Below are 23,240 nucleotides of genomic sequence, written 5' to 3'. Positions count from 1 at the left end.
CCTCCGTGAGTCCGGCCACGGCCTTGATCCCGCCGTGCCCCAACGCCCTGGCCTCGGAGGCCAGATACAAGCGCCGCTGCCGCTCGTCCAGATGTGGCAGCACCGCGGCGAACTTCACATCCAGTACCGCCAGGACCTCATCCGATATCCCCATGCCAGCCCGTATACCACCGCACGCACCGGATCCGTGCGAAAACCGTCAGTAATTCCGTTACGGCTCCTAGCCGTCGATCACCCATTGCAGGTCGGCGCTGGAGAGGCCGAGGTCCTTCGTCATGTCGGGTGCGGCGACCGTGAGGGCGGTGTTCGCCATCACGATGATCAGCAGGCTCAGGCAGAGCACGAGCAGTGCCCACCAGCGCCGGGCGTAGGGGCGCTCCATCTTCTCGACCGGTTCGGTCATGACGAGTCGCATGGCAGGGGTCGCCTTCCTCGGTACGCGACGAGAACGTGGGACAACGTGAGACACGGAGTAGATTTGCACAGCGACGTGCAATTGCACAACGATGTGCAATGTACGCCGTTGCACAGCACTGTGCAAGTTGGCGGGGAAGGCAGAATGACGCCCATGACCACGGGTAACACCAGCCGCGCCGACGCCAACCGGCGCCGCATCCTCGACGTCGCCCTCGCCGAACTGCTGCGCGATCCCGACGCCTCCATGGACCAGATCGCGCGCGCCGCGGGAGTCGTACGACGGACGGTGTACGGCCACTTCCCCAGCCGTGAGGCGCTGATCAGCACTCTCGTCGACGGCGCGGTGGCGGCGCTGGCGGACGCGGACGCCCACGCCCGCGAGGGGGTGCCCGACCCGGCGGAGGCGGTGGCCCGCTCGGTGCTCGCCATCTGGGAGATCGCCGACCGCTACCGGCTGCTGATCGCCCTGGCCCAGCGCACGGTCACCGTCCAGGGCATCCGCGAACGTCTCGCCCCCCTGCGCGCGGGCAAGGTCCGGCAGCTCCAACAGGGCCTGGACGAAGGAGTGTTCAGCTCACCGCTGCCGGCGCCGGCCCTGGCGTACGTGCACGAGCAGACGCTCTTCGCGGTGATGGAGGCGGTGAACGACGGCCTCCTGACAGCACGGGAGGCGGGCCGCTCGGCCGCGGTCACGGTGCTGACCGCGGCGGGCGTGCCCGCCTCGACGGCCACCGCGCTGGTGGCCAGGGTGAGTGGCGAGGAACGGCGGAAGCCGGGCGACTGAGGCACGGGGATGACCCAGCCGCCCGGCGGCGGTTCCCGGATGCCCGGCCCGGGTACAGGCGGGGCCGGGCATCCGCAGTTCCTTCTGCGGGGTCAGGCCTTGGCCAACTCCCCGTCCCTGGGCCCGGGCAGCTCGGTGACCGTCCCCTGCCCCTCGTCCATCAGCGTGGTCTCGTCGAACGGCAGCGAGCCCGCGAGCACCTGCCGCACCCGCTCCTTGTCGATCTCCTTGGTCCACGTGCCCACCAGCACCGTGGCGACCGCGTTGCCCGCGAAGTTCGTCAGCGCGCGGGCCTCGCTCATGAACCGGTCGATACCGACGATCAGGCCGACCCCGTCGACCAGCGCGGGCTTGTGCGACTGCAGCCCGCCGGCCAGGGTGGCGAGGCCCGCGCCACTGACACCCGCCGCGCCCTTGGACGCCAGCAGCAGGAAGAGCAGCAGCGGGATCTGCTCGCCGATGGACATCGGCGTGCCCAGGGCGTCCGCGATGTACAGCGAGGCCATGGTCATGTAGATCATCGTGCCGTCGAGGTTGAAGGAGTAACCGGTCGGCACGGTGATGCCGACGACCGGCTTGCTGACGCCCAGGTGCTCCATCTTCGCGATCAGCCGCGGCAGCGCGGACTCGGAGGAGGAGGTGGACAGGATCAGCAGGAACTCCCGCCCCAGGTACTTGAACAGCGAGAAAACGTTCAGGCCCGCGACGACCCGGAGGATCGCGCCGAGCACCACGAAGACGAACAGCACGCAGGTGACGTAGAAGCCGAGCATCAGCACGGCGAGGCTCTTCAGGGCGTCCAGCCCGGCCGAACCGGTGACGGCCGCGATCGCACCGAAGGCGCCGACCGGCGCGGCCCACATGACCATCGACAGGATGCGGAAGACGAGCCGCTGGATGTGCTCGATGCCGCGCAGCACCGGCTGCCCGACCGAGCCCATGGCCTGCAGCGCGAACCCGGCGAGCAGCGCCACCAGCAGCGTCTGCAGGACCTGGCCCTCGGTGAAGGCGGACACGAACGTGGTCGGGATGATCGACAGCACGAAGTCGACGGGCGGCAGCGCGTCCGGGGACACCTGGGCGTGCCCGGTCTGCCTGATCGCGTTCGTCAGGTGCAGCCCGTCACCGGGGTGCAGGACGTTGCCGACGACGAGCCCGATGGCGAGCGCGACGAGCGACATCACGAGGAAGTAGCCGAGGGCGATACCGCCGACGGCGCCGACCTTGGCGGCCTTGCGTACGGACCCGATGCCGAGCACGATCGTGCAGAAGATGATCGGCGAGATCATCATCTTGATCAGGTTCACAAAACCGGTACCGAGCGGCTTCAGCTGGACCGCGGCGTCGGGCCAGATGAGACCCACGGCGATGCCGAGCGCGACCGCCACGATGACGGCGATGTACAGGTAATGGGTCCGGTCCCGCTTCACGCGGGGTGCGGCAGGTGCCGTATCGGGGCTTGTGGCGGCCACGACTGCCCTCCTTGACGTCTTCGTCGGTGAACAACCGGCGTGCGGCTCACGTCCGGGCGTTGCTTGGGGAATGCCGTGACTATCTCCCGCCCTGTGAGGGCGGTCACCCTTCCGTTCATTTAGTTCACACTTAACCGGGGAGGCACACTGCTGACATGCGCTTCCCGTCCCTCCCCCGGCCCCGCAGCCTCGCGGGCCAGCTGTTCGCCATGCAGGCCGTGCTGATAGCGGTGGTCGTGGCCGGGTACGCGCTGTTCACCTACGTCAGCGACCAGCGGCAGGCCGAGGACGCGGCGGTCCGCCAGGTCACCGCGGTGGCCCGCTCGATCGCGGACGCCCCCTCGGTCCGCTCGGCGATCCACACCTCCCACCCCACGGTGGAGCTGGAGCCGTACGCGCTCATGGTCATGCGGGACGCGGACGTCGACTTCGTCACGATCATGAACCCGGCGGGCATCCGCTGGACCCACCCCGACCGGACACAGATCGGCAAACGCTTCCTCGGCCGTATCGGCCCCGCCCTGCACGGCCACACCTTCACCGAGACCTACACCGGCACCCTAGGCCCCTCCGTGCGCGCGGTGACCCCGGTCGAGGAGAACGGCCGCGTCATCGGCCTGGTCAGCGCCGGCATCAAGGTGGAGGCGATCAGCGCCCGGGTGCAGGGCCAGGTCACGGCCCTGCTCGGCTTCGCGGGGGCCACCCTGCTGCTCGGCGCGGTCGGCACGTATGTGATCAACGCGCGCCTGCGCCGCCATACCCACGGCATGAACGCCACCGAGCTGAGCCGGATGCACGACTACCACCAGGCGGCGCTGCACGCGGTCCGCGAGGGCCTGCTGATGCTGGACGGGCAGTACAGGGTGGCGCTGATCAACGACGGCGGACGGGAGCTGCTGGGCCTCGGGGCTCCGGACACCGAGCTGATCGGCCGCTCGGTGGCCGACCTGGGCCTGCCGGCCCCGCTGACCGGCGCGCTGCTGTCGTCCGAGCCCCGGGTGGACGAGGTGCACCTGACGGCGTCCCGGGTGCTGGTGGTGAACACCTCCCCGGTGTCGGGCGGCGAGCGCCGGGGAACGGTCGTGACCTTGCGCGACGTGACCGAACTCCAATCCCTGATGGGCGAGTTGGACTCCGAGCGGGGCTTCACCCAGGCGCTGCGCTCGCAGGCGCACGAGGCCGCCAACCGCCTGCACACGGTGGTGTCGCTGATCGAGCTGGGCCGGGCCGAGGAGGCGGTGGAGTTCGCCACGGCGGAACTGGAGCTGGCCCAGGCGCTGACCGACCAGGTGGTCGCGGCGGTCGGTGAACCGGTGCTCGCCGCCCTGCTGCTCGGCAAGACGGCCCAGGCCAACGAGCGGGGCGTGGAGCTGGTGGTGTCGGAGGACAGCCGCCTGGACGACGGCCTGCTCCCGGCCGACCTGTCCGCCCGCGACCTGGTCACGATCCTCGGCAACCTGATCGACAACGCGGTGGACGCGGCGCAGGGCAGCGTCCGGGCACGGGTGACGGTCACGGCGTACGCCTCGGAGACCGAGGTGGTCCTGCGGGTGTCCGACACGGGCCCCGGTGTCGACCCGGACCATGCCGACCTGGTATTCCAGCGGGGGTACTCGACGAAGCCGGCCGGGCCCGGCGGGCGGGGCCTCGGGCTGGCCCTGGTCCGGCAGGCGGTGAACCGCCACGAGGGCACGCTGACGGTGACGGAGTCCGACGAGGACGGCGAGGGCGGAGCGGTGTTCGAGGTGCGCTTGCCGCTGCGGACCCCCACGGGTGGCAGCAGATGACGAACGAGCAGCAGCCCATCCGCGTCCTGGTCGTCGAGGACGACCCGGTGGCCGCCGACGCGCACGTCCTGTACGTCGGCCGGGTGCCGGGATTCGTCGCGGTGGGCAAGGTGCACACGGGCGCGGAGGCCCGGCGCTTCCTGGACCGTACGCCCGTGGACCTGCTCCTGCTGGACCTGCATCTGCCGGATGTGCACGGGCTGCAGCTGGCCCGCTCCCTGCGGGCGGCCGGCCACCACACGGACGTCATAGCGGTGACGTCGGCCCGGGACCTGGCGGTGGTCCGCGAGGGTGTCTCGCTCGGCGTCGTCCAGTACGTCCTGAAGCCCTTCACCTTCGCCACGCTCCGGGACCGCCTGGTCCGCTACGCCGAGTTCCGCGCGGCGGTGGGCGAGGCGAGCGGCCAGGACGAGGTCGACCGCGCACTGGCCGCCCTGCGCGCGCCGTCACCGGCGGCCCTGCCGAAGGGCTTGAGCGGTCCGACGCTGGAGCGGGTGACGGGAGCCCTGCGGGAGGCGTCCGAGGGCCTGACCGCGGCCGGGGTGGCCGAGGCGGTCGGCATCTCCCGGATCACCGCGCGACGCTATCTGGAGCACCTGGTGGAGGCGGGGCGGGCCGCGCGGAAGCCGGTGTACGGGCAGGTGGGGAGGCCGGAGCTGGTGTACCGGTGGGTGGCGCAGGGGCGGTGAGAGCAGCGCGTCCCGGCGGGCTCGGCCGCATGTCCGCACGTCCGCCGCGACCGGCGTGGTCGCGATGCAGGCGCACGACCCGAGCTGAACGCCAACTCCAATCCCGCGCAAGCTCATTGACCTGACTAGACCACTCCTCTTACCTTCGCACGGCAACCGCCTGGCCACTCAGCAGTGCGCCCTCAGGAGGTCATGCCCGTGCGCCCCACCGCCGCCTATTCCGCCCTCCTCGCCGCCGCTCTCGCCGCAAGCGCCCTCACCGCGTGCGGCAACGGCTCCGGAAGCAGTCCACGGACAACTCCGTGAAGGTGATGGACACCTACCTCGCCGCGATCAAGAAGGACTTCGAGAAGAAGTACCCGGGGAAGAAAGTCGAGTTCGTGCCGATCAAGGCCCCGGACGCCGAGTACTACACCAAGCTCCAGCAGATGCTCCGCTCCCCGAGGACCGCGCCCGACCTCGTCTACGAGGACACGTTCCTCATCAACTCCGACATCACCAGCGGGTACTTGAAGCCCCTCGACCCGTACCTCGCCAAGTGGCCGGACTGGAATCAGTTCATCGACACCGCCAAAGCGGCCGCGAAGGGACAGGACGGGAAGACCTACGGCGTTCCGGACGGGACCGACACCCGTGGGCTGTGGTTCGACAAGCGGGTGTTCAAGAAGGCCGGGCTACCGGAGAACTGGCAGCCGAAGACCTGGGACGACGTCCTCGCCGCCGCCCGGACCATCAAGCGGAAGGTCCCCGGCGTCACCCCGCTCAACGTCTACACCGGCAAGCCGGCGGGTGAGCGCGCCACCATGCAGGGATTCGAGATGCTCCTGTACGGCACGGGCGACGGCACCTCCGACCCGCTCTACGACAGCACGACGAAGAAATGGATCACGGCCGGCCAGGGCTTCAAGGACGCGCTGAGGTTCGTCGAGACCGTCTACAAGGAGAAGCTCGGGCCCGACGTCTCCGACGCCCTCGACCCCAACTTCGCCACCAGCGTCAACGGCGAGCTCCTCCCCCAGGGCAAGCTCGGCATCGACCTCGACGGCTCCTGGCTGCCGCAGGAGTGGCTGCCGGGCAGCGGGCACGAGTGGCCCGACTGGTCCAGACAGCTGGGGCTGGCGTACATGCCCACGCAAGCCGGGCAGGCCCCGGGCAAGGTGAGCATGTCCGGCGGCTGGACCTGGGCCGTCCCGGCCAAGGCCGGCAACCCGGACCTCGCCTTCGACTTCATCAAGACCATGCAGACCGAGGCGAACGCCAAGAAGTGGTACATCGCCAACTCCGGGATCTCCGTACGGAAGGACGTCGCCGCCGACCCCTCGTACGCCTCCGCCCAGCCCGGCATCCGGTTCTTCACCGACCTGGTGTCCAGCACGCACTACCGGCCCGCGTATCCGGCGTACCCGAAGGTGTCGACGGCCATCCAGGAGGCCATGGAGGGCGTGACGACGGGTGACCAGTCGGTGGAGAAGGCGGCGAGCGGGTACGACGACACGCTCAAGGACGTGACCGGCGGCCAAGTGGTCGGCAAATGACGCGCCGGATCGGCCGCGCGCTCCCGCTCACCCCCGCCGTCGTCCTCCTCCTGCTCTTCCTCGCCGGGCCGATCGCCTACTGCGTCTGGATCGCCTTCACCGACCTGCAGCTGACCGGTCAGGCGCACTCGTCGTTCGTCGGGTTCGCCAACTTCCGGCACGCCTTCCAGGACGAGGCGTTCCTGAACGCCGTCTGGCTGACCCTGGTGTTCACCGTGCTGTCCTCGCTCATCGGGCAGAACACCCTGGGGCTCGCCCTGGCCGCGCTCATGAAGCGGGCCTCGAAGCCGGTGCGCACGCTCACCGGCGGGGTCGTGGTCACGGCGTGGGTGCTGCCGGAAGTCGTCGCCGGGTTCCTGCTGTACGCCTTCTTCCGGCGCGAGGGAACCCTCAACGCCATCGTGGACCGGCTGCACCTGCCCGGCCAGAACTGGCTGTTCACGCTGCCCATCCTTGCCGTGTCCTTCGCCAACGTCTGGCGCGGTACGGCGTTCTCGATGCTCGTCTACTCCGCCGCGCTGGACGAGATGCCCGCCGAGATCACGGAGGCCGCCGAGGTGGACGGGGCCGGCGGATGGCGGCGGATGTGGCACATCACCCTGCCGATGATCCGGCGCTCCATCGGCACCAACTGATGCTCAACACCCTGCAGACGCTGTCCGTCTTCGGGCTGATCTGGGTGATGACCCGGGGCGGGCCCGGCGACAAGAGCCAGACCCTGCCGCTGTTCATGTACGAACAGGCCTTCCAGAACAGCATGATCGGGTACGGCACCGCGGTCGCCCTGCTCCTGCTGCTCGTCGGATCGCTGTTCTCGGTCGTCTATCTGCGGCTGCTGCGGACGGAGGTGTGACGCCCGGATGCCCCGCAAGCGCACCTCGCGGCGGCTCGCCGCCGATGTCTCGCTCCTCGTCGTGGCCGTCGCCTTCGCGCTGCCCCTGGCCTGGGTGGTGCTGTCCTCCGTGGACGCGCACGCGGACCTCAGGGTGAGGGTCCCGGACGGGTTCACCTTCGGCAACTTCGACGCGATCCTGACCCCGGACATCACCTACACACCGCTGCTCAACAGCCTGATCCTGTGCGGCGGCGCCACCGCGCTGACCGTCGCCTGCGCCGCCCTCGCCGCGTATCCGCTCTCCCGGTTCCCCTCCCGGCTCAACCGGCCGTTCCTGCTGTCGATCCTGTTCGCGGCGAGCCTGCCGATCACCGCGATCATGGTGCCGGTGTACGCACTGTTCGTACGGGTGAACCTGATCGACACCCTGCAGGGCACGATCCTGTTCTTCGCCGCTTCCCAACTCCCTTTTGCCATCTGGCTGATGAAGAACTACATGGACGGCGTGCCGAAGGAGCTGGAGGAGGCGGCCTGGACGGACGGGGCGTCCTCGCTGCAGTCCCTGGTCCGCATCGTGCTGCCGCTGATGGGGCCGGGGCTCGCCGTGGTCACGGTGTTCTCGTTCGTGATGATGTGGGGGAACTTCTTCGTCCCGTTCATGCTGCTGCTCACCCCGGACCAGATGCCGGCCTCGGTCAGCATCAACGACTTCTTCGGCAACCGGGGCATGGTGGCGTACGGCCAGCTCGCCGCGTTCTCCGTCATCTACTCGACGCCCGTGATCCTGCTCTACGTCCTGGTGGCGCGCAGGCTGGGCGGCGGATTCGCGCTGGGCGGGGCGGTCAAGGGGTGAGGGAGAGGTGGTCAAGGGATGAGCCGGAAGGCCGGTCCGTCCGTTACATACCGAACGGCCGGAACTGTGCGTTCCGCCAATCCGTGATCCTGTCCGAACAGACCGTAGCCATGCCGTCACGGCACCTCTAGCTTGTGCGAGGTGCGCCAACCCTCAGCTCCCCCCTTCAACGCCCCGGCGGCTCGCCGGCTGCGCGCCGCGCTCGGCATGGGCCCCGAGCACGTCGCCTACGGCATGCGGGCCTCGTACGGGCTGCCGTACGTCACACCCGATCTGGTGATCGCCTGGGAACGCGGCGCCGCCGCCCCCAGCCATCCGGAACTCACCGCGCTGGCCGGGGTGTTGTGGTGCTCCCCGGGTGAACTCCTCGGCCGGCCGCAGACCCTGCGCGAGCACCGCATCGCCCGCGCGGTCGCGCCCGAGGACGTCGCCCGTGCCGTGGACATGGATCTGCGCACCTACCTGCGCATGGAGGAGAGCGGGCAGTGGCGGGGCAGCGAGCGCCAGTCGGCCGCGCTCGCCCGGGTGCTGGATCTCGCCCTGCCCGACTTCGTCGCCGTCACCGGCCGCGAGGCGAAGCTCGCCGAACTGCTGCACAGCGCGGTGACCACCCGCTGGCAGGCCCATGTGCGTCCGGTGGCGAAGCTGGCGCCCGTGGACCGGAGCGTCCTCGAAGCCGTCCTGCAGGAACTGCAGGAGGACTACCAGGGCCACATGGCCGCCACCCTGAGCTGGGGCGGCGGCAGCAGAAGCGCCAGCGAGTCCGGCCGGGAGTTCCTCGACCGGATCGTGGAGAACTTCTGGAAGAGCGTGGCGGACAGGACGGTCCAGAACACCGACAGAGCGGTCTAGAAGACCGACTCCGCCTCGTCCATGCGGTCCTTGGGAACCGTCTTCAGCTCGGTGACCGCCTCCGCGAGCGGCACCATCACGATGTCGGTGCCGCGCAGCGCGGTCATCTTGCCGAACTCGCCGCGGTGCGCGGCCTCGACGGCGTGCCAGCCGAAGCGGGTGGCGAGGACGCGGTCGTAGGCGGTGGGCACGCCGCCGCGCTGCACGTGGCCGAGGATGACCGGCTTGGCCTCCTTGCCGAGGCGCCGCTCCAGCTCGTAGGCCAGCGCGGTGCCGATGCCCTGGAAGCGCTCGTGGCCGTACTGGTCGATCTCGCCCTTGCCGTAGTCCATGGTGCCCTCCACGGGGTGGGCGCCCTCGGCGACGCAGATGACGGCGAACTTCTTGCCGCGGTCGAAGCGCTCCTCGACCATCTTGACCAGGTGGGCGGGGTCGAAGGGGCGCTCGGGCAGGCAGATGCCGTGGGCGCCGGCGGCCATGCCGGACTCCAGCGCGATCCAGCCGGCGTGCCGGCCCATGACCTCGACGACCATCACGCGCTGGTGGGACTCGGCCGTGGTCTTCAGGCGGTCCATCGCCTCCGTCGCGACGCCGACGGCCGTGTCGAAGCCGAAGGTGCGGTCGGTGGAGGAGATGTCGTTGTCGATGGTCTTGGGGACGCCGACGACCGGCAGGCCCGCGTCGGAGAGCATGCGGGCCGCGGTCAGCGTGCCCTCGCCGCCGATCGGGATCAGCGCGTCGATGCCGAACTCCTCGACCATGTCGGTGGCCCTGGCGCAGGCCTCGCGCAGCCGGTCCCGCTCCAGCCGGGAGGAGCCGAGGATGGTGCCGCCGCGGGCCAGGATGCCGCTGACCGCGTCCAGGTCGAGGGTGCGGTAGTGCCGGTCGAGCAGACCCCGGTAGCCGTCGTCGAAGCCGATGACCTCGTCGCCGTACTGCGCAACCGCCCGGTGCACGACCGACCGGATCACGGCGTTCAGGCCGGGGCAGTCGCCGCCTGCGGTGAGAACTCCGATGCGCATCGTGCTGTGTCTCCTGCTCGCTGTCGTTACCGGTGAGCCAGTGTCGATTGTTTCACGTCCACCGGGGCAGTGAGGAACTTGACGGGCGCCTTATCCGGGGCCAGGGGTATTGTCAAGAGGGTTCTGCTCACCTTGGTGGGCGATTTTTATGCCGCCGACGCGACATTCAAGGCTTACAGGTCACACGACATGAGAAACGGAGTGGACGCGTGACGCGCAGCGTGTACGTGACCGGGATCGACCGCGGTGACGGCCGCCAGGTCGTGGAGCTGGGGGTCATGGAGCTCCTGACCCGGCAGGTCGACCGGGTGGGCGTGTTCCGTCCGCTCGTGCACGACGGCCCCGACCGGCTGTTCGAGCTGCTGCGGGCGCGGTACCGCCTCTCGCAGGATCCGGCGACGGTCTACGGCATGGACTACCGGGCGGCGTCCGCGCTCCAGGCCGAGCAGGGCACCGACGAGCTGGTCTCCGCGCTGGTCGACCGCTTCCACCTGGTGGCGCGCGACTACGACGTCGTCCTCGTCCTCGGCACCGACTTCGCCGACACCCAGCTGCCGGACGAGCTGTCCCTGAACGCCCGCCTCGCCAACGAGTTCGGCGCCTCCGTGATCCCGGTGGTCGGCGGCCGCGGGCAGACCACCGAGTCGGTGCTCGCCGAGACCCGCAACGCCTACCGCGCCTACGACGGCCTGGGCTGCGACGTGCTGGCGATGGTCACCAACCGGGTGGCCCGCGAGGACCGCGACGAGATCGCCGAGCAGCTCGCGAACCGGCTGCCGGCGCCCTGCTACGTCGTCCCCGACGAGCCCGCGCTGTCCGCGCCGACCGTCTCCCAGATCGCCCACGCCCTGGACGCCAAGGTGCTGCTCGGCGACGACTCCGGGCTCGCCCGGGACGCCCTCGGCTTCGTCTTCGGCGGCGCCATGCTGCCCAACCTGCTGGGCGCCCTGACCCCCGGCTGCCTGGTGGTGACCCCGGGCGACCGCGCCGACCTGGTCGTCGGCTCGCTGGCCGCGCACAGCGCGGGCACCCCTCCGATAGCCGGCGTCCTGCTCACCCTGAACGAGGTGCCGAGCGAGGAGATCCTCACCCTGGCCGCCCGCCTCGCCCCGGGCACCCCGGTGCTCTCCGTGACGGGCACCAGCTTCCCCACCGCCGAGCGGCTGTTCTCCCTGGAGGGCAAGCTGAACGCGGCCACCCCGCGCAAGGCGGAGACCGCGCTCGGTCTGTTCGAGCGGTACGCCGACACCGCCGGGCTGGCCGCGCGCGTGAGCGCCCCCAGCGGCGACCGGGTCACCCCGATGATGTTCGAGCACAAGCTGCTGGAGCAGGCGCGCTCCGACAAGCGGCGGGTCGTGCTGCCGGAGGGCACCGAGGAGCGGGTGCTGCACGCGGCCGAGGTGCTGCTGCGCCGGGGCGTGTGCGACCTGACCCTGCTCGGGCCCGAGGACCAGATCCGCAAGAAGGCCGCCGACCTGGGCATCGACCTCGGCGACACCCGGCTGATCGACCCGGCCACCTCCGAGCTGCGCGACTCCTTCGCCGAGAAGTACGCCCAGCTCCGGGCCCACAAGGGCGTCACCGTGGAGCTGGCCTACGACGTCGTCTCGGACGTCAACTACTTCGGCACCCTGATGGTCCAGGAGAGCCTGGCCGACGGCATGGTCTCCGGCTCGGTGCACTCCACGGCGGCCACCATCCGGCCCGCGTTCGAGATCATCAAGACGAAGCCCGAGTCCTCGATCGTCTCGTCCGTCTTCTTCATGTGCCTGGCCGACAAGGTGCTGGTCTACGGCGACTGCGCGGTCAACCCGGACCCGAACGCCGAGCAGCTCGCGGACATCGCCGTCCAGTCCGCCGGTACGGCCGCGCGGTTCGGCGTGGAACCGAGGATCGCGATGCTGTCGTACTCCACCGGCACCTCCGGCTCGGGCGCCGACGTCGAGAAGGTGCGCGAGGCCACCGAGCTGGCCCGCAGCAGGCGGCCCGACCTGAAGATCGAGGGTCCGATCCAGTACGACGCGGCCGTGGAGCCGTCCGTCGCCGCGACCAAGCTGCCCGGCTCCGAGGTCGCGGGCCAGGCCAGCGTGCTGATCTTCCCCGACCTCAACACCGGCAACAACACTTACAAGGCCGTGCAGCGCTCGGCCGGCGCGATCGCCGTCGGACCGGTCCTGCAGGGTCTGCGCAAGCCGGTCAATGACCTGTCCCGGGGCGCGCTCGTCCAGGACATCGTGAACACCGTCGCCATCACGGCGATCCAGGCCCAGACGCCCGCCAACTGAGTACAGAGAGCATCCGAATCACCGTGTCAGAGAATCTCGCGGCGAGCCGCGTCCTCGTTCTGAACTCCGGCTCCTCGTCGGTGAAGTACCAGCTGCTCGACATGCGTGACACCGGCCGGCTCGCCGTCGGCCTGGTGGAGCGCATCGGCGAGCAGACCTCCCGGCTCAAGCACACCTGCGTCACCTCCGGCGACACCCGTGAGCACACCGGGCCGATCGCCGACCACGACGCCGCGCTCAAGGCGGTCGCCGAGGAGCTGAGCCGGGACGGCCTTGGCCTGGACTCGCCGGAGCTGGCCGCGATCGGGCACCGGGTGGTGCACGGCGGCATGTTCTTCACCGAGCCGACCGTCATCGACGACGAGGTGCTCAGCGAGATCGAGCGGCTGATCCCGGTCGCCCCGCTGCACAACCCGGCCAACCTCACCGGCATCCGCACCGCCCGGGCGCTGCGCCCCGACCTGCCCCAGGTCGCCGTCTTCGACACCGCGTTCCACACGACGATGCCGGAGTCGGCGGCGCGCTACGCGCTCGACCCGAAGATCGCCGACCGGCACCGCATCCGCCGCTACGGCTTCCACGGCACCTCGCACGCGTACGTCTCCCGCCGGACCGCGCGGCTGCTGGGCAAGGACCCGTCCGAGGTCAACGTGATCGTGCTGCACCTGGGCAACGGCGCCTCGGCGTCCGCGGTGGAGAAGGGCCGGTGCGTGGACACCTCCATGGGGCTCACTCCTTTGGAGGGCCTGGTGATGGGTACGCGCTCCGGTGATGTGGATCCGGCCGTCATCTTCCATTTGGCCCGGGTTGGCGGAATGTCCATGGACGAGATCGACACTCTTCTCAACAAGAGGAGCGGTTTGTTCGGTCTGTGCGGGGACAACGACATGCGGGAGATCCGCCGCCGGATCGACGAGGGTGACGAAGAGGCCGCTCTCGCGTTCGACATTTACATTCACCGGCTCAAGAAGTACATCGGCGCCTATTACGCCGTACTGGGGAAGGTGGACGTGGTCGCGTTCACGGCCGGCGTCGGCGAGAACGCCGCGCCCGTGCGGGAGGCGGCGATCGCGGGCCTGGCGGGCCTCGGCCTGGCGGTCGACCCGGAGCTGAACGCGGTGCGTTCCGGCGAGCCCCGGCTGATCTCGCCGGAGTCGGCACGGGTGGCGGTGGCCGTGGTTCCGACGGATGAAGAACTGGAGATCGCGACGCAGACCTACGCACTGGTCGGAAAGAACAACTGAATAGCAGCACCTGAGCGGTGCGGCACTCATTTGTATCTTCCGCCAGACGGAATATTCCGTAGCGAAACAAACCGATAGGATCGCCCCATGCGCCGTTCGAAAATCGTCTGTACTCTCGGCCCCGCGGTCGACTCCCACGAGATGCTCGTCGCCATGATCGAGGCGGGCATGAATGTGGCCCGGTTCAACTTCAGCCACGGCTCCCACGCCGAGCACCAGGCGCGGTACGACCGCGTCCGGGCCGCGTCCAAGGAGACCGGCCGGCCCATCGGCGTCCTCGCCGACCTGCAGGGCCCGAAGATCCGCCTGGAGACCTTCGCCGAGGGGCCGGTCGAGCTCGAGCGAGGTGACGAGTTCGTCATCACGACCGAGGACGTGCCGGGCGACAAGAGCATCTGCGGTACGACGTACAAGGGGCTGCCGGGCGACGTCTCGCGCGGCGACCAGGTCCTGATCAACGACGGCAACGTCGAGTTGAAGGTCCTGGACGTCGAGGGCCCCCGGGTGAAGACGATCGTCATCGAGGGCGGTGTCGTCTCCGACCACAAGGGCATCAACCTGCCCGGCGCGGCCGTCAACGTGCCCGCGCTGAGCGAGAAGGACGTCGAGGACCTGCGCTTCGCCCTCCGCATGGGCTGCGACCTGGTCGCGCTGTCCTTCGTCCGGGACGCCAAGGACGTCCAGGACGTGCACCGCGTCATGGACGAGGAGGGCCGCCGGGTCCCGGTCATCGCCAAGGTGGAGAAGCCGCAGGCGGTGCAGAACATGGAGGACGTCGTGATGGCGTTCGACGGTGTGATGGTCGCCCGCGGCGACCTCGCCGTCGAGTACCCGCTCGAGAAGGTCCCCATGGTGCAGAAGCGCCTGATCGAGCTGTGCCGGCGCAACGCCAAGCCGGTGATCGTGGCGACCCAGATGATGGAGTCGATGATCACCAACTCCCGTCCGACCCGCGCCGAGGCCTCCGACGTGGCCAACGCGATCCTGGACGGCGCCGACGCGGTCATGCTGTCGGCCGAGTCCAGCGTGGGCGCGTACCCGGTCGAGACGGTCAAGACGATGTCGAAGATCGTCCAGGCCGCCGAGCAGGAGCTGCTCTCCAAGGGCCTGCAGCCGCTGGTGCCGGGCAAGAAGCCGCGCACCCAGGGCGGTTCGGTGGCCCGCGCGGCCTGCGAGATCGCCGACTTCCTCGGCGGCCGGGGCCTGGTCGCCTTCACCCAGTCCGGTGACACCGCGCGCCGGCTCTCCCGCTACCGCGCGACCCAGCCGATCATCGCCTTCACCACGGACGAGGGCACCCGCAACCAGCTCACCCTGAGCTGGGGCGTGGAGCCGCACGTCGTGCCGTTCGTGAACACCACGGACGAGATGGTCGACCTGGTGGACCAGGAGGTCGCCCGGCTGGGCCGCTTCGACGCGGGCGACACGGTCATCATCACCGCCGGCTCGCCCCCCGGCGTCCCCGGCACCACCAACATGCTGCGGGTCCACCACCTCGGCGGCACGCAGAACAACTGACGAGCCCCACAAGGGCCTTGAACGGCGCTGAGGGCGCCCCCTGGACCAGGGGGCGCCCTCAGCTGTGTGCGGCTCCCGAACGGGCTTTGCAGGACCGGTCAGTCGGTCGTGTACACGTGCATGCCGGGCACGTGCAGGTTGCCGCCGAACTGTGCCGCCTGGACCACGTGGACGTTGGTGAAGTAGATCAGCGGGAGGTTCAGCGGGGGCGGGCTGTCGGGCGTGAACGTCATCGGGATCAGACCGAACAGGTTGCCCGAGATGCTCTCGGTGTACATCACCGTGGAGCCGCCCCGGATGGTGGAGGTCGAGCCCTTGGCCGCCTGCACGTGGTAGGTCTTGCCCGAGAGCTTGTCCTTCACCGTCTGGTGCAGGTCGCCGATGTCCGTGCCGTCGGAGATGACGTACTTGAGCACCTTCTTGGTGGTGCCGGACGCCGTCTTCACCTGGACGATGCCCTGGTAGTCGGCGCCCTTGAGCAGCAGCGAGCTGGCGCTGAGGTACCAGGGGTCGTCCGCCACCGGCACCTTGTTGTCGACGCCGCCCTCGTCGGTCGTGGCCGCCGGGCAGTTCTCCGCCGAGGTCGAGGAGCTCGCGGACGGGCTCGGCGTGGCCGACCCGGCCGCGTCCTGGACCGTCTTGGTGGCGTCCCCGGCCGTCTTGGAGACCGTGTCGGTGGTCTTCTTCACCGTGTCCCCGACCGTCTTGGTGGCCTTGGAGACGGTGTCGTCGACGGTGTCGGACAGCTTGGAACCGGTCGACGACGAGTCCGGCTTCGCCGAGGAGTCCGGCGACGCGCTCGCCGACGGCGTGGCGGACGGCGCCGGGCTCGCGGAGGAGCCGGACGAGTCCGAGCTGCCGCCGCCGAGGATGCCGCCGAGCGTGTCGCCGAGGGTGCCCAGCAGGCCGCCGCTGCTCTTGGACGCCGACGGGGTGGGGGTGGCCGTGTCGGCACCGGAACCCGACGACGGATCGGACGAGCCGGAGCCCGAGTCCGAGCCGGAGGTCGCGGTCGGCTGGGGCGTGGCCTTGTCGCCGGAACCTGAATCCGGCGAAGAGGTCTTGCCCGAGTCGCCGGACTGCGTGTCCTTCGAGTCCTTGGCGTCGGCGCTCGCCGAGGGCGACGGCGTGGCCGTGTCACCGCTCTTGGAGGCCGACGGCGAGGGCGACGACGAGGCGTCCTTGGACGCGTCCAGCGCCGTCACGCAGTCCTTGTACTCGTCCGCCGTCAGGCTCTTGGACGTCGGCGACGGGGACGGGCTGCTGCCGTTGCCGGCCGCGAGGGCCAGCGAGGACGTGAAGCCCATGCCCATCAGCACCGCCGTCGGCATCGCCACGGAGGCTATGGCCTTCCCGGCCGGCATGTGGAACCTGGTGAACAGCGGCTTCCTGGGTGCCGCGTGGCGGGGCCCGGTTCTCGCGCGGGACCCGTCCACATCGGTCCCGCGGGTCACCTCGTCAGCCGGCACTGTGCCTCCCGTTCGCCCCGTTGGCCGGGCTCGTTCCTGACAGGTCGTTCGACTTCACCGCGTCCGTGCGCTGCCCGGGCAGCGGTGCGGCCTGCGGGGCACCGCCCTCGTCCGGGGCCGCCTCGGCCGGCGGCTGCGGCTGCGGCTGCGGCTGCGCAGGCGCGCCCGGCGCCCACGACACGGCCATCGCCCCGCCGATGAGGGCGAGCAGGAAGCCCATGATGAAGCCGCCGAAGTTGGACACGGGCAAAGACACCAGCGCCAGCAGGATCGCAGCGATGCCCGCGAACGTCCGTACGTGCTTCTGGAACCAGAGGCTGATGCCCAGGACGATGAGCAGTACGCCGATGATCAGGGATCCCGCTCCCGCCGTCGTCGCCATCGCCAGCGTCAGATGACCGAGCTGGAGATGGAAGTAGGGGAAGTAGATGATCGGAAGACCGCTGAGCAGGACGTACAGGCCGGCCCAGAACGGACGCGTGCCCCGCCAGGCGCGGAACTGCAGCCTCCGGCGGGTGAACTGGCCGGGCGCGGCGGCAGGAGTCTCGGCGCTCATGGAAAACAGCTCCCTGGTGCGGCGTTGCTGTGGTGGCGATGTGTGCCGCGTGTGAAAACGCGGCCGGAGAGGGGACGGGCGGGGGCGCCATCGGCTCCCCCGCCCGTCAACGAGTGCTTAGTAGCACTCCGCGCCGTCGGTCGACAGCGACATGTGCAGACCACTGAGCTTGAAGGTGCCCGCGGTGGTCGCCCACGCCGTCTGCTTCACGTCGGTCAGCGTGGCCGAGTCGGCCTGCTGTGCGAAGCCGTACGGGTTGGCCTGCTCGCCCCCGCCCTTCATGCCCGGACCCTTGCTGGCGTCCTTGGCGGCAACACCGATGTCGATGTTGTTGAAGGTGGCGTCGGCGTTGAGGTCCGCGACGTCGATGTAGATCCGGTCGGCCTCGACCTTGTCGTGCCCCGGGCCACCGGCCCGCAGGATCAGGCTGACCTTGCCGAAGATCGGCACGTCGGGCGTGACCACGGACTGGCACAGGTTGGTGATCTCGGCGTGGGTGAACGCCGAGACGGCCACCGGGTGGAGCGTCTTCTTGCCGTTCAGCTCATAGCCGTTGTCGAGGGCGCCGTACTGCTCGAAACCCTTGCCCTCGAGCGAGTCGGCGCTCACCTTGAACGACTGACCGGACACGCTGAACGAAGCGGCGAGAGCGCCCTGCGCGAGGGCGACACCTATCGCGGCCGTCGCGGCAACGCTGGGCACCATGACCACAGCGAACCGCTTCCATCTGGTCCCGCCACGCACCTGGGACTCCATATTTCCTCCTTCTCGGACGTACATCTCCTGGCCCGGATTCGCCCCGGAATCGCGGCTCGGCCAGGCAGGGATGGGAGAAGTGCTACGTCCTCGGGAAGGAGAGCGCCCGCGCTCGGCGGCGCGAACCGCGCCCGAATCACCGGCGATCACCCCCGAGCGACAACCACTGGTCGCGCCTGACACGCATCACGCACAACCTTGCTGGACAGGCTCCGCCGAGTGGACGAAGACCCCCCTGTCCTAGAGCCGACGCCACTGCCGCCGGCTCTGCTCGGTGGGGACCCAGATTCTCCCGTGACCCGACCGGCTGCCGGGGTACGGGAATGGACCGAGCGTCGCCGATCGTGGTGCATTCTCGGCCCGGGCACAAGGGGGTTCGTTACTGGCTAGTAACGGCCGGATAACCGGAGGACGACCGACCGGACTCGGAGCGCGACGCTGGGTGGCATCCAAGGGCAGAGCAAAGCCGTTGATCTCTGGATGAAACCAGACAGACCAACGGCTTCGACTTACTCCGAGTAACAGTTTGCGCGATTACCAAGATTTGGTAAAGCAGAGCCGTCGTGACGACTCGTCGGCAAACCTTTCACCCCGGCATCACAAGCCGTGGCGTTTAGCGACTGGTCAGAACAGGGCGCGCGCCAGGGCCCTTCGTGCGCCCACCACGCGCGGATCCTCGGGCCCCACGACCTCGAACAGTTCGAGCAGCCGGCGCCGCACGGCGTCCCGGTCGTCACCCACCGTACGCCGCACGGTCTCGATCAGCCGCCCGAAGGCGTCCTCGACATGGCCGCCCACCAGATCAAGGTCGGCGGCGGCGATCTGCGCGTCGACGTCCTTCGGTTTCTCCGCAGCCTCCTGACGGACCTTCTGCGGGTCGAAGCCCTGCACCCGCTGCAGCAACTCGGCCTGCGCCAGACCGAGTTTGGCCTCGGGGTGGGCCGGGTCGTCGGCCAGCACGTTCTGGTAGGCCCGGATGGCGCCGCCCAGGTCTCCCGCGTCCAGCGCCTCCGCGGCCGCGTTCAGCGCCGCGTCGTACGGCCCGACCTGCTGCTCCGCGGCCACCTGGCCCGGCTGCGCGTCCGGGTCGACGGTCAGACCGGTGAGGCCGAACCGCTGCTCGGCCACCTGCACCAGCTGGTCCAGGGTCTGCCGGATCTGCTGCTCGCCGGCCGCCCCCTGGAACAGGGGCAGCGCCTGTCCGGCCACAACGGCGAACACGGCCGGGATGCCCTGCACCCCGAACTGCTGCATCAGCATCTGGTTGGCGTCGACGTCGATCTTGGCGAGGAGGAAGCGCCCGTTGTACTCGACGGCCAGCCGCTCCAGGACCGGGCTCAGCTGCTTGCAGGGCTGACACCACTCGGCCCAGAAGTCGATCACGACGGGAACCTCGGCGGAACGCTGGAGGACGTCCCTCTCGAAGCCCGCCTCATCGACGTCGATGACGAGATCGGCCGGGGCGACGGGCCCCGTGCCGCCCTGCCGGGCGGCCTCGGCGCGCGTCTGCTCGGCCTTGGCCTTGGCCTCCTGGGCCGCCTTCACCGCGGCGAGGTCGACGACGCCGCTCATGGACATGTTCCGTGGCTGCATGCGTCTATCCTCCCCTGTCACCGCGCCGGAATGAAAAAGTGCCGTGCGCGGGCGCCGGGTCCCCACCCCACGCCCCCGTGGTCACCGCTCGCGTGCGCCCCGTGTACGTCCCTCACGAGCCTCACGCGCTTTCGCTACGACTCGTAGCGTAATGCCATGCGGACCCCGCGCGACACCACTACCCGGTGATCTCCCTCACGACCGCACAGATCCCGCCGGTTATGGTCGAGGGATGCAGAGCCGCACTCCCGCCAGCCGTACCGGGCGCCCGCGCAGCGCCGCAGCGGACACCGCGATCCTGGCCGCGACCCGGGCGGCGCTGGTGGAACTGGGCTGGTCCAAGCTCACCCTGGGAGACGTGGCGACCCGGGCCGGGGTCGCGAAGACCACGCTGTACCGCCGCTGGGCCGGCAAGCCCGAGCTGGTGTGCGACGCGGTGGCGGAACTCTTCGACGAGCTGGAGCTTCCCGACCGCGGCAGCCTGGCCGCCGACATCGAGGGCGTGGTCCTGCAGTTCGCGGCCATCCTGGCCCGTCCGGAGGCCAAGAGCGGCCTGATGGCGGTGGTCGCCGAGTCCACCCGCGACGACGCGCTGCGCGAGCGCATCCGCGCCTCCATCGTGGAGCGCCAGATGCGTCTGGTTCTGGAGGGTCGCGCCCGCGCCCAGTGCCGGGGCGAACTCCCCCCGGAACCCGACCCGGAGGAGTCCGCCCGCACGGTGGACCTGATCTTCGACGTGGTCGCGGGCGCGGTGGTCCACCGCACGCTGGTGAGCGGCAAACCGGCGGACGAGGAGTGGGTGCGCGACTTCACGCGCGTGCTGCTGCTGGGCCTGACGGGCGCGGCGTAGCCGCGCCCGTCCCGGCCGAGGACGGCGCCGGGCGCCTAGAAGCCGGCGGGCTCCGTGTAGACGCCCCACTCGTCCCGCAGCACCCCGCAGATCTCGCCGAGCGTCGCCTCGGCCCGCACCGCGTCCAGCATCGGCTCGATCATGTTGGAGCCGTCCCGCGCTGCACTCAGCATCGCCTCCAGCGCGGAGCGCACCGCGGCCTCGTCCCGCGCCGCCTTCCGCTCGGAGAGCACCCGTACCTGCTCCCGCTCCACTTCGTGGCTGACCCGCAGGATCTCCAGATCCCCGGTGACGGACCCGGTGTGGACGTTGACGCCGACGACCTTCTTGTCGCCCTTCTCCAGCGCCTGCTGGTAGCGGAAGGCGGACTCGGCGATCTCGCCGGTGAACCAGCCGTCCTCGATCCCGCGCAGGATCCCGGAGGTGACCGGCCCGATCGGGTGCTGCCCGTCCGGGTGGGCCCGCAGGCCCCGCTCCTTGATCTGGTCGAAGATCTTCTCCGCGTCGGCCTCGATCCGGTCCGTCAGCTGCTCGACGTACCACGAACCGCCCAGCGGGTCCGCCACATTGGCGACCCCGGTCTCCTCCATCAGCACCTGCTGGGTGCGCAGCGCGATCTCGGCGGCCTGCTCGCTGGGCAGCGCGAGGGTCTCGTCGAGCGCGTTGGTGTGCAGCGAGTTCGTCCCGCCGAGGACGGCCGCCAGCGCCTCCACGGCCGTACGGACGACGTTGTTGTACGGCTGCTGGGCCGTCAGCGACACACCGGCGGTCTGCGTGTGGAACCGAAGCCACTGCGCCTTCTCGCTCTTCGCGCCGTACACGTCGCGCATCCAGCGCGCCCAGATCCGGCGCGAGGCACGGAACTTGGCGATCTCCTCGAAGAAATCGACGTGCGCGTCGAAGAAGAAGGACAGGCCGGGCGCGAAGACGTCCACGTCCAGGCCCCGGCTGAGCCCCAGCTCGACGTACCCGAAGCCGTCGGCCAGCGTGTACGCCAGCTCCTGCGCGGCCGTCGCACCGGCCTCACGGATGTGGTAGCCGGACACGGACAACGGCTTGTAGGCGGGGATGCCGGCGGCGCAGTACTCCATGAGGTCGCCGATCAGGCGCAGATGCGGCTCGGGCTGGAAGAGCCACTCCTTCTGCGCGATGTACTCCTTGAAGATGTCGGTCTGGAGCGTGCCGTTGAGGACCGACGGGTCCACGCCCTGGCGCTCGGCGGCGACCAGGTACATGCAGAAGACGGGCACGGCGGGCCCGCTGATGGTCATGGAGGTGGTGACGTCGCCGAGCGGGATGTCCTTGAACAGGACCTCCATGTCGGCGGCGGAGTCGATGGCGACCCCGCAGTGCCCGACCTCGCCGAGCGAGCGGGGGTCGTCGGAGTCGCGCCCCATGAGGGTGGGCATGTCGAAGGCCACGGACAGACCGCCGCCACCGGCGGCCAGGATCATCTTGTACCGCTCGTTGGTCTGCTCGGCGTTGCCGAACCCGGCGAACTGCCGAATGGTCCAGGTACGCCCGCGGTAGCCGGTCGGATGGAGCCCGCGCGTGAAGGGGTACTCCCCGGGCCAGCCGATCCGCTCGAATCCCTCGTACGTGTCGCCCGGTCGGGGCCCGTACACCGGCTCCACGGGATCGCCGGAGAGCGTGGTGAAGTCTGCGTCGCGCTTGCGCGCGGCGTCGTAGCGGGCCTGCCAGCGCCGGCGGCCCTCCTCGATGGCGTGAGCGTCCATACCATCGAATTTACTTGGACGTCCTAGTAAATGTCGATGGCTGACCGCCGTACGGGGCCCGTACGGCGGTGTGACTAAGGTCGCCTCTACGCCTTGGCGACGGCCGGGGCCTGGTCGGCGACCTTGGCCTCCAGCTCGCGGCTGATCCTGCGCTCGACGAAGAAGGCGGCCGTCGGGATCGTCCCCGCGAGCAGCACCCACAGCTGCTTGCCGATCGGCATCTTCGTCTTGGAGCCCAGGTCGAAGGCGACGACCAGGTAGACGACGTACAGCCAGCCGTGGGCGATGGCGACGACCCGGGTGACGTCGGCGGCACCGCTGATGTCCAGCCCGTACTTCGCGATCATGCTCAGGCACAGCAGGACCAGCAGGACACCGGTGGTGTAGGCCATGACGCGGTAGCGGGTCAGCACGCTCTTCTTCATGCCAACGAGCGTAACCACCCGTTCCGGGAGATCTTGCCCGGGGTCACTCGTCCGCGAAGTCGTGCGCCGCGATGCGCAGCGGGCGGAGCATCGCGAAGATCTCCGCGCACTCCTCCGCGTCGTACACCCCGAGTCCGAAGTCCATCGCCATCAGGTCGCGGGTGGCCGCGTCGACCACCTCGCGGCCCTTGTCGGTGATGACGGCGAGGGTGCCGCGGCCGTCGTTGGGGTTGGGCCGCTTGGCGACCAGCCCGGACTTCACCAGCCGGTCCACGGTGTTCGTCACCGAGGTGGGATGCACCATCAGCCGCTCGCCGATCTTGGACATGGGCAGCTCGCCGGCCTTGGAGAAGGTGAGCAGCACCAGGGCCTCGTACCGCGCGAACGTCAGCCCGTACGGCTTGACCACCGCGTCCACCTCGGCGAGCAGGATCTGCTGGGCCCGCATGATCGAGGTGATCGCGGCCATGGACGGCACGTTTCCCCAGCGCTGCTTCCAGAGCTCGTCGGCACGGGCGATGGGGTCGAAGGGGAGGCTGAGTGGCTTCGGCACGTCATCAGA

Annotated in this window: 18 protein-coding genes and 3 pseudogenes; 11 read left to right on the top strand and 10 right to left on the bottom strand. The window is 69.8% G+C overall.

Translation table 11 applies throughout. The annotated features are described in order from the left end of the window. Positions 1-223 precede the first annotated feature (223 nt). Positions 224-415: pseudogene (locus ACIBJF_RS39040) on the bottom strand (MFS transporter); the annotation flags it as partial. Between the two features lie 144 nt (positions 416-559). Here ACIBJF_RS39040 and ACIBJF_RS39035 point away from each other — a divergent pair. Then, positions 560-1,201, top strand: coding sequence for a TetR/AcrR family transcriptional regulator (locus tag ACIBJF_RS39035; protein WP_399181195.1), 642 nt, complete (start codon positions 560-562; stop codon positions 1,199-1,201). A gap of 92 nt (positions 1,202-1,293) precedes the next feature. Here the strand turns inward: ACIBJF_RS39035 and ACIBJF_RS39030 are convergent, their stop codons facing one another. Further along, positions 1,294-2,673, bottom strand: a complete 1,380-nt coding sequence (locus tag ACIBJF_RS39030; RefSeq protein WP_399181193.1) for a cation:dicarboxylate symporter family transporter — start codon at positions 2,671-2,673, stop codon at positions 1,294-1,296. A 155-nt stretch (positions 2,674-2,828) separates the two neighbouring features. On the opposite strand from ACIBJF_RS39030, the gene ACIBJF_RS39025 reads away from it, so the two are divergent. The 6 genes and pseudogenes from ACIBJF_RS39025 to ACIBJF_RS39000 all read left to right on the top strand — a co-directional run bounded on the left by ACIBJF_RS39025 (position 2,829) and on the right by ACIBJF_RS39000 (position 9,224). Further along, positions 2,829-4,460 (top strand): ATP-binding protein, encoded by a 1,632-nt coding sequence (locus ACIBJF_RS39025; RefSeq protein WP_399181191.1) that lies wholly within the window; start codon positions 2,829-2,831, stop codon positions 4,458-4,460. Then, the gene (locus ACIBJF_RS39020) at positions 4,457-5,149 is read left to right on the top strand and encodes a response regulator (protein WP_399181189.1); all 693 of its coding nucleotides are present in this window, start codon (positions 4,457-4,459) and stop codon (positions 5,147-5,149) included. The genes ACIBJF_RS39025 and ACIBJF_RS39020 overlap by 4 nt, the downstream gene beginning before the upstream one ends. 192 nt (positions 5,150-5,341) lie before the next feature. Beyond that, positions 5,342-6,684, top strand: a pseudogene (locus ACIBJF_RS39015) (extracellular solute-binding protein). Beyond that, positions 6,681-7,537, top strand: a pseudogene (locus ACIBJF_RS39010) (carbohydrate ABC transporter permease). The pseudogenes ACIBJF_RS39015 and ACIBJF_RS39010 overlap by 4 nt, the downstream one beginning before the upstream one ends. A 7-nt stretch (positions 7,538-7,544) precedes the next feature. Further along, on the top strand, positions 7,545-8,372 hold the full coding sequence (locus tag ACIBJF_RS39005; RefSeq protein WP_399181187.1) for a carbohydrate ABC transporter permease: 828 nt from the start codon (positions 7,545-7,547) through the stop codon (positions 8,370-8,372). A gap of 141 nt (positions 8,373-8,513) precedes the next feature. Next, a complete protein-coding gene (locus tag ACIBJF_RS39000; protein ID WP_399181185.1) occupies positions 8,514-9,224 on the top strand; it encodes a helix-turn-helix domain-containing protein in 711 nt (236 codons plus the stop codon). Here ACIBJF_RS39000 and ACIBJF_RS38995 read toward each other — a convergent pair. Further along, positions 9,221-10,246 (bottom strand): ATP-dependent 6-phosphofructokinase, encoded by a 1,026-nt coding sequence (locus tag ACIBJF_RS38995; protein ID WP_351800077.1) that lies wholly within the window; start codon positions 10,244-10,246, stop codon positions 9,221-9,223. The two genes, ACIBJF_RS39000 and ACIBJF_RS38995, sit on opposite strands and share 4 nt — an antisense overlap. 209 nt (positions 10,247-10,455) lie before the next feature. On the opposite strand from ACIBJF_RS38995, the gene pta reads away from it, so the two are divergent. The 3 genes from pta to pyk all read left to right on the top strand — a co-directional run bounded on the left by pta (position 10,456) and on the right by pyk (position 15,293). Then, entirely contained in the window at positions 10,456-12,531 is a 2,076-nt protein-coding gene (pta, locus tag ACIBJF_RS38990; protein WP_399181183.1) for a phosphate acetyltransferase, read from the top strand. A gap of 23 nt (positions 12,532-12,554) precedes the next feature. Beyond that, complete coding sequence (locus ACIBJF_RS38985; protein ID WP_399181181.1) at positions 12,555-13,775, top strand: acetate kinase; 1,221 nt, start codon at positions 12,555-12,557, stop codon at positions 13,773-13,775. 87 nt (positions 13,776-13,862) lie between these two features. Further along, positions 13,863-15,293, top strand: coding sequence for a pyruvate kinase (gene pyk, locus ACIBJF_RS38980; protein WP_399181179.1), 1,431 nt, complete (start codon positions 13,863-13,865; stop codon positions 15,291-15,293). A 98-nt stretch (positions 15,294-15,391) separates the two neighbouring features. Here pyk and ACIBJF_RS38975 read toward each other — a convergent pair whose 3' ends face one another. The 4 genes from ACIBJF_RS38975 to ACIBJF_RS38960 all read right to left on the bottom strand — a co-directional run bounded on the left by ACIBJF_RS38975 (position 15,392) and on the right by ACIBJF_RS38960 (position 19,667). Continuing rightward, complete coding sequence (locus ACIBJF_RS38975; RefSeq protein WP_399181177.1) at positions 15,392-16,762, bottom strand: hypothetical protein; 1,371 nt, start codon at positions 16,760-16,762, stop codon at positions 15,392-15,394. Further along, positions 16,752-17,318 carry a DUF6114 domain-containing protein gene (locus ACIBJF_RS38970; RefSeq protein WP_399181175.1) on the bottom strand — a complete coding sequence of 189 codons (567 nt, stop codon included), beginning with the start codon at positions 17,316-17,318 and terminating at the stop codon, positions 16,752-16,754. The genes ACIBJF_RS38975 and ACIBJF_RS38970 overlap by 11 nt, the downstream gene beginning before the upstream one ends. A gap of 117 nt (positions 17,319-17,435) precedes the next feature. Continuing rightward, on the bottom strand, positions 17,436-18,074 hold the full coding sequence (locus tag ACIBJF_RS38965) for a DUF6230 family protein (RefSeq protein WP_399181174.1): 639 nt from the start codon (positions 18,072-18,074) through the stop codon (positions 17,436-17,438). A gap of 624 nt (positions 18,075-18,698) precedes the next feature. Next, positions 18,699-19,667, bottom strand: a complete 969-nt coding sequence (locus tag ACIBJF_RS38960; protein WP_399181172.1) for a tetratricopeptide repeat protein — start codon at positions 19,665-19,667, stop codon at positions 18,699-18,701. Positions 19,668-19,899: 232 nt separating this feature from the next. Here ACIBJF_RS38960 and ACIBJF_RS38955 point away from each other — a divergent pair, with 232 nt between their 5' ends. Beyond that, positions 19,900-20,517, top strand: a complete 618-nt coding sequence (locus ACIBJF_RS38955) for a TetR/AcrR family transcriptional regulator (RefSeq protein ID WP_399181170.1) — start codon at positions 19,900-19,902, stop codon at positions 20,515-20,517. Positions 20,518-20,552: 35 nt separating this feature from the next. On the opposite strand, the gene ACIBJF_RS38950 is transcribed toward ACIBJF_RS38955, so the two are convergent. The 3 genes from ACIBJF_RS38950 to ACIBJF_RS38940 form a co-directional block, all read right to left on the bottom strand. Next, positions 20,553-22,253 (bottom strand): methylmalonyl-CoA mutase, encoded by a 1,701-nt coding sequence (locus ACIBJF_RS38950; RefSeq protein WP_399181168.1) that lies wholly within the window; start codon positions 22,251-22,253, stop codon positions 20,553-20,555. 86 nt (positions 22,254-22,339) lie between these two features. Further along, positions 22,340-22,678: a DUF3817 domain-containing protein gene (locus tag ACIBJF_RS38945; RefSeq protein ID WP_351216123.1), complete on the bottom strand. Its 339-nt coding sequence runs from the start codon at positions 22,676-22,678 to the stop codon at positions 22,340-22,342. A 43-nt stretch (positions 22,679-22,721) separates the two neighbouring features. Further along, positions 22,722-23,231, bottom strand: coding sequence for a MarR family transcriptional regulator (locus tag ACIBJF_RS38940; protein ID WP_365724213.1), 510 nt, complete (start codon positions 23,229-23,231; stop codon positions 22,722-22,724). Positions 23,232-23,240: the final 9 nt, after the last annotated feature.

Source organism: Streptomyces sp. NPDC050743, from assembly GCF_044456925.1.
Lineage (GTDB): Bacteria > Actinomycetota > Actinomycetes > Streptomycetales > Streptomycetaceae > Streptomyces.
This window is presented reverse-complemented; position numbering and strand designations above follow the sequence as displayed.

Coding starts and splice junctions, on each gene's coding strand:
- ACIBJF_RS39035 (WP_399181195.1), top strand. CDS start 560: ATGACGCCCATGACCACGGGTAACACCAGCCGCGCCGACGCCAACCGG.
- ACIBJF_RS39025 (WP_399181191.1), top strand. CDS start 2,829: ATGCGCTTCCCGTCCCTCCCCCGGCCCCGCAGCCTCGCGGGCCAGCTG.
- ACIBJF_RS39020 (WP_399181189.1), top strand. CDS start 4,457: ATGACGAACGAGCAGCAGCCCATCCGCGTCCTGGTCGTCGAGGACGAC.
- ACIBJF_RS39005 (WP_399181187.1), top strand. CDS start 7,545: ATGCCCCGCAAGCGCACCTCGCGGCGGCTCGCCGCCGATGTCTCGCTC.
- ACIBJF_RS38995 (WP_351800077.1), bottom strand. CDS start 10,246: ATGCGCATCGGAGTTCTCACCGCAGGCGGCGACTGCCCCGGCCTGAAC.
- pyk (WP_399181179.1), top strand. CDS start 13,863: ATGCGCCGTTCGAAAATCGTCTGTACTCTCGGCCCCGCGGTCGACTCC.
- ACIBJF_RS38970 (WP_399181175.1), bottom strand. CDS start 17,318: ATGAGCGCCGAGACTCCTGCCGCCGCGCCCGGCCAGTTCACCCGCCGG.
- ACIBJF_RS38965 (WP_399181174.1), bottom strand. CDS start 18,074: ATGGAGTCCCAGGTGCGTGGCGGGACCAGATGGAAGCGGTTCGCTGTG.
- ACIBJF_RS38960 (WP_399181172.1), bottom strand. CDS start 19,667: ATGCAGCCACGGAACATGTCCATGAGCGGCGTCGTCGACCTCGCCGCG.
- ACIBJF_RS38955 (WP_399181170.1), top strand. CDS start 19,900: ATGCAGAGCCGCACTCCCGCCAGCCGTACCGGGCGCCCGCGCAGCGCC.
- ACIBJF_RS38950 (WP_399181168.1), bottom strand. CDS start 22,253: ATGGACGCTCACGCCATCGAGGAGGGCCGCCGGCGCTGGCAGGCCCGC.
- ACIBJF_RS38945 (WP_351216123.1), bottom strand. CDS start 22,678: ATGAAGAAGAGCGTGCTGACCCGCTACCGCGTCATGGCCTACACCACC.